The 5,533-nt window shown below is 59.2% G+C and carries 5 protein-coding genes and 2 pseudogenes; 3 read left to right on the plus strand and 4 right to left on the minus strand.

The genetic code is table 11. The annotated features are described in order from the left end of the window. The 3 genes and pseudogenes from Q0J85_RS15195 to Q0J85_RS15205 form a co-directional block, all read right to left on the minus strand. Positions 1-674: pseudogene (locus Q0J85_RS15195) on the minus strand (hypothetical protein); the annotation flags it as partial. 99 nt (positions 675-773) lie between these two features. Then, positions 774-1,568, minus strand: coding sequence for a type II secretion system protein (locus Q0J85_RS15200; RefSeq protein ID WP_294483147.1), 795 nt, complete (start codon positions 1,566-1,568; stop codon positions 774-776). Between the two features lie 88 nt (positions 1,569-1,656). Continuing rightward, positions 1,657-2,685, minus strand: coding sequence for a LacI family DNA-binding transcriptional regulator (locus Q0J85_RS15205; protein ID WP_294483149.1), 1,029 nt, complete (start codon positions 2,683-2,685; stop codon positions 1,657-1,659). 314 nt (positions 2,686-2,999) lie between these two features. On the opposite strand from Q0J85_RS15205, the gene Q0J85_RS15210 reads away from it, so the two are divergent. The 3 genes from Q0J85_RS15210 (at position 3,000) to Q0J85_RS15220 (ending at position 5,185) form a co-directional block, all read left to right on the plus strand. Then, positions 3,000-3,560, plus strand: coding sequence for a hypothetical protein (locus tag Q0J85_RS15210; protein WP_294483151.1), 561 nt, complete (start codon positions 3,000-3,002; stop codon positions 3,558-3,560). 27 nt (positions 3,561-3,587) lie between these two features. Beyond that, the gene (locus Q0J85_RS15215) at positions 3,588-4,730 is read left to right on the plus strand and encodes a DUF5309 family protein (RefSeq protein ID WP_294483153.1); all 1,143 of its coding nucleotides are present in this window, start codon (positions 3,588-3,590) and stop codon (positions 4,728-4,730) included. 62 nt (positions 4,731-4,792) lie between these two features. Further along, positions 4,793-5,185, plus strand: coding sequence for a hypothetical protein (locus tag Q0J85_RS15220; RefSeq protein ID WP_294483154.1), 393 nt, complete (start codon positions 4,793-4,795; stop codon positions 5,183-5,185). Position 5,186: 1 nt separating this feature from the next. Here the strand turns inward: Q0J85_RS15220 and Q0J85_RS15225 are convergent. After that, a pseudogene (locus Q0J85_RS15225) lies at positions 5,187-5,533 on the minus strand (hypothetical protein); the annotation flags it as partial.

The following is a 5,533-nucleotide window of genomic DNA, read 5'->3' on the forward strand; positions in this document are numbered from 1 at the left end:
AGTTCGGATACGTTCTTGAGTTTTCCTGGCCAGTCGGCGTGTTTGTACTGGCCGAACTCGTCGATGAACGGATAGAACGCCTCTTTGCTCTTGAACGCCTCCGGAAGCGGCTTCGGCGGATCTTCGAGCCGGAAGTTGGAGAGCTCGAACTTCATGTCCTGATTTCCCGCAGTGCTCCAGAGCCGCAACTGGCCGACCTTGTCGGGAATGAGGTTGTATTTGCAATTCGACGCCCGCCCGAATCCATCAAAGAGATATTTCATCCCCTTCGGCTCCCAATCGGCGACAATGGCGGCACGACCGTAGCGGACGCGCAGAGTCGCCTTTTCGCCGGGCATCAATGCGACTGCCCCCGGGGAGATATGGGTGAACTCATTGGGCTTGTCGGGCCGCAGAAGATTGACGATCTCCAGATTCAAATGCATCGGATAGCGGTTCCGGTTGCGCACGTCAACGGCGACCACTGATCCGGCAGAGAGATCGAAATATTTCTCCTTGAGCGGCGTGATGACCACTCCCTGCCAGCGGTCTTTCCCCGCTTTGAGCGTAACGTCGATCCGATCACCGCGAACCTTGAATTCACTGCTCGGGCAGAACGGCGAAATCTTCACATCTCCCGGACGGGAGACGTCGAACAACGGCGCCGCCGCGGCCCCGGCGGCCGCCAGCAGCATTGCGGAAAACAGCAGAAACGGTTTCCTAATGAAAAAAAACTCCTTTCTCGGTTTGTGGAAACACTTGCCTGTGAATCACTCAGAAGATGGCAGTGCGGCTCAGAGAGAACGCAGAAAGCCGTTTACATCCAGATATTTGGTCAACTTCAACTCGGAACCTGCCAGTTCCCGTCCCGTCGTCTGTCCGGCATGGCCGTCGGCAAACACGCACCCGCCGCGCCCGTTGTGGACCTCGCCAAACAGACCCATCTGCCACGACCAGTAATTGTGCGTCCGGAAGCGGTGGTACATTTCGGTGCTGCCCTCGAGAAAGTAGGCGTCGGCAAAGAGCGGGGTTCTTCCCGGGCGTTTCATGCGATTGAAGTAGACGAACTGGCCCAGCGTACCGTTGTTTTGAAAATATTCCCCGAATTTTCCGAACGAATCGAGAATTTTCTGCGGTACTCCGACTCCGTCCGACGGCCAGTCGATGCCGCCGTAGACTGTCCGGCCGATGATCGTATGCGGCGGTGCTTTCGGACAGGAGACGACATTCCACGAGATGTAATTGCCGTATCCGGTTGTCTTTCCCTCCGTAAGTTCCTTGCCGTTCCACTCGCCTCCCGCGAAAAAGTTCGCCCAGATTCCTCCCCAGTTCACATACATTCCCCAATTCGGCATGGCGAAACTGGTCGGGGTGCAGCCGTTGTTATCGCTGTCGTACATCTGGGCGGCAAGACCGACCTGTTTGAGATTGTTGATGCAGGTGCTCTCTTTCGCCTTTTCCCTGGCCTGGTTCAATGCCGGCAGCAACATGCTTGCCAGAATCGCGATGATCGCAATCACAACCAGCAATTCGATCAATGTAAAAGATCTTCTGGTCAACCTGGAATCTCGATGCTGAAGTCCTTTCATAATTCTTCCCTCCACTGTTTCAAGTTGCAACCGTTCCTGATGCCGGTATTCCATTATTTTCGTTTCAGCCTGGAGCAGTTTGCTCCGTTTATTTTCGTTTGGCAGGGGGAGCCGCGGAATTCCGGATGACCAGTTCCCGAAGCAGATGTTCTTTCGGGAGAGCAGTTTGGTTTCCGCGCAGAAAATCCCCGAGGCACTGAATCGCACGCCGCCCCATGTAGGTGAGCGGCAGCCGGATCGTCGTCAGTCCCGGCGACAGGAATCGGGCGAACGACTGGTCGTCGCACCCGACTACGGAGACATCTTCCGGAATGCGCACCCCTTTTTCGGCACATGCCTTGTAGCAGCCGAACGCGATCTCGTCGTTCGCACAGACGATGGCCGTCACGCCGGGATAACCGGAAAGCAGCTGCATCGTCTGCTGATACCCGGCCTCCTTGTCCCGTCCGATTCCATCGATGTGACCGACCGGATACGGCGGAATCCGGAATGCGTCGGGAGACTCCCCGATCGACTCCATCAACTCCCGGTAAGCGTCCAGGCGATTCTGATAACTGCGGTTGGGCGGATCCGCTTCGAGGTAGGCGATCCGGCGATGCCCCAGAGAGTGCACATAGTTGAGCATCTGCTGCATCGCCCGCCGGGAGTCGTGACAGAGGTAACCGACGTTCTCCCGCTCGAGCGGAGTTTCAATCAACATGCAGGGAATTCCGGAATCCGCAACTTCGGGAATTTCACTGAGCCACTCCGTTCCGCTGATGAGCGCCACTCCGTTGCTGCGCCAGAGACGGCAGGCCCGCAGCAGCGGCAGTCGCCCGCTGCACCGCTGAATGGAGAGCTCGATTCCCTCCGTATTCGCCGCCAGACCCATTCCGGTCAGGATGGTTGCCACATAATCGGTGATGTCTCCCACGCCCACGACCACACTGATCCGCAGCAGCCGTTCCACGGATTTGTCCGGCGTAAAATTGTTTTTCTCGACCACAGCCAGGACCTGGCGGCGCAGGGATTCGCTGACATCGGGGTGGTTGTTCAGCACCCGTGAGACGGAAGCGAGCGATACTCCCGCCTCTTCCGCCACCAGGCGAATATTGACTTGTTTGCTTTTTCTCGGCATTTTCCATCCAGCATTTCGTTGTTTCGTTCTTTAATTATACCAGATTTCTCTTCTTCTGTCAATAGCTGACTGTAAAAAAATATGAAAAAAAAGAAAAATAACAATAGTTTTCCGAAAATAAATGATTATTTTCTGTTATTTTCCCAGAGCGAAACGCCCGGGCAGACCGGTCGGGGCAAGGCGGAAAACGGGGATTCTGAGGGAAAAAGTTGACATTTTTTCCAGAGATGTACAGGCGTTCGATGGTGTCGGATCACGGGTCGCATCCGGCGGCGCCTGAAAACAAACATCCCTGAAAAAAAGGAGATTTGCCGATGGAGCTGATGGAGATCATCAGAAAGGCCGCGGCGGGAGAGGCGCTGACCCCGGAAGAACGGGCTCAGCTCGCCGGATTCCGCCCGGGAAACGAAAACTCCGCCGAACTCGAGAAACGCAACCGCGAACTCGAATCCAGACTCGAAGAGCTCGAACAGACCGCTCTCTCCGAACCCGAACGGCTGCGCCGCAAATACGACGCGGAGCTTGCGAAACTGCGCGAAACCCTCAAAAACGTCGGCGCCGAACGCGACGCCGCAAAACAGGAGATCGCCCGGATCGGCTTCCGCAGCCGGGTCGACCGGATCGCGCAGGAACAGGGATTCTCGGACGCGGACTACCTCGAGTATCTCTGCACACAGAACCATATCAACCCGGAGTCGGCGGAGGCGATCGACCCGTTCATGAAGAGTCTGCGCGAACGCTCTCCGCGGCTCTTCCGTGTCGACCTCACGCCCGGAGCGCCGGAATTGCCGCCCGTTCCGCCGCCAGTCTCCGGAGGACGCGCCTCCGGCGGTATCGCCTCGCTGCTTGCCGAGGTCCCCGCAATCAATGACTGACCACTTTAAAACCAGAGGAAACCAAATATGTTGTACAGTTACAGCTTTCAGAACAAGAAACGCGATCTCTCGGACGTGCTCTCTACCGTCATCAAGGACGAACCCCGCTTCATCAGCCTCTTCGGCCCGGCCGAAAACGCGACGCAGCAGAAGCACGAGTGGCTTGAAGACCAGCTTATCGGGCGCAGCGTGACGGTGACGACTCTTTCCGGCACGACTTTCTCGGCTTCAGCCGCCGATCTCGCGAAACTCCGGGTCGGCACGCTTGTGGTCGTGAAAGACGACTCCGCGCTCTTCCAGGTTGCGACGCTGACCGATTCGGGATTCACGCTGACGCTCGTCGCCGCAAACGGATCCGACACGGAGCTGCCCGCCGCGAACGACGTGCTCTCGATCGTCTCGACTCCGGTTCGCGAGGGCAGCAGCTCGGGCGAGGGCGACGAAACCGGGCTGACCGGCCAGACCGCCTACAACTGCACGCAGATTTTCCGGAAAGACATCATTCTCTCGGGCAGCGCGCTCGCGGTCAATGTTTTCGGGACTGTCGACAACCAGCTCAACAAGCAGACCGCCTTTGCGCTCAGCGAACTTGCGCGTGACCTGAACCGTGTTGCGCTCTTCGGCCGCCGGGTCGAAGCGACGGCCACGACCCGGGGCGAAGCGGGCGGACTCTACTTCTTCGGCTGCGGCGGGAACGGACTCGCGATCGACGCCTCGGCGGCGGCATTCGACAGCGTGGCGGTGAACGACGCGGCGCAGGCGGTGCTCGGCGCGGGCGGCGATCCGTCGCTGATTCTCTGCTCTCCGGGACAGGCGCGTGTCCTCTCGAATGAGTACAAGAATCAGCTCCAGATCGTCCGGTCCGACGACCGGCGCGGTGCGTACGTCGCAGTGATCGTGAACGAGATCAACGGCCGCGGCATGACCGTGATGGCCGATCCGGATATGCCCGATACGGATGCGTGGATCATCGATCCGGCAGGGTTCGGACTCGTGAGCCTGCAGGGGCGTGCGATCACCGATTCGGATGCGACGCCGCAGGGATTTGACGGCATCAAGCGCATGGCGCTCGGGGAAGTGACCTTTCTCTTCAAGAATGCGAATGCGCGCCTCTGCCGCGTGAAGAACCTCAAGGGCAGCGTCGCCGCGCTCTCCGCGCTGCGCAGCTGATGGATCAACCGGGGCCGGATTCCGAATTCCGGCCCCTTTTTTCTGCAACAGGAGATTTCGTTATGAAAGTGACTTTGACGGAACTGCGGGAATCCTCGGACCGATATTTCCGCCGTCATCTCGCCCGGGAGGAGTGGAACTCCCTTAGCGAAGAGATCAAACAGAGTGCTCTCTCCGAAGCGGAAGCGGATATCGCACTCTATCTCGACTGCGTGGAGGTCGATACGGACGACTCTCTCGCGTTGAAAGCGCTGTTTGAACAGGCTCTGCATCTGGCGCGTCTGGCGCGGCGTCCGCCTCCCGGCGGCAGGCGTCTGGTCGCGGAATCCGTAACCGGCATCGGCAGCCGGAACTGGGAGTATCCGGACGAACCGGAAGAACCGGAATACGCCCCCCGTGCGCTGCGGTTTCTGGAGACGCTTCTGCACCGGAATTTCCGATTCGGCCGTGGCTGAATCAGTTTGACCGCTGCCGGGTCGTGGGAGGCTGGGGGCGTGTCCTGTGTTTTTCGGGCGTCGCAAGGTCGTGGGCAGCGGGGGGCGTGTCCGCCGCCCCCCGCACCCCCTGCGTCCGGCAGGGTGCCGGTGCCGGGTACGGGTCGGAGTTGGACGTGGCTGCGGTCGACCGGCGCGGGGAGAGAGAGCCGCTTGCCGAGCGGAAACTCTGTTGCGGGGCAATGATCGGCCGATGGGGTGTTTGTTGGGTGTTCGGTACGGGGAGAGACGCGCTCTTGCGAGCCGCTTTCTCTCCCCCGAACCCCTCTCTTGTTCTGCCGGGCGCGGAAACGGGTTGCATGAGCCCGG

The sequence above is a fragment of the uncultured Victivallis sp. genome (assembly GCA_944389935.1).
Classification (GTDB): Bacteria; Verrucomicrobiota; Lentisphaeria; order Victivallales; family Victivallaceae; genus Victivallis.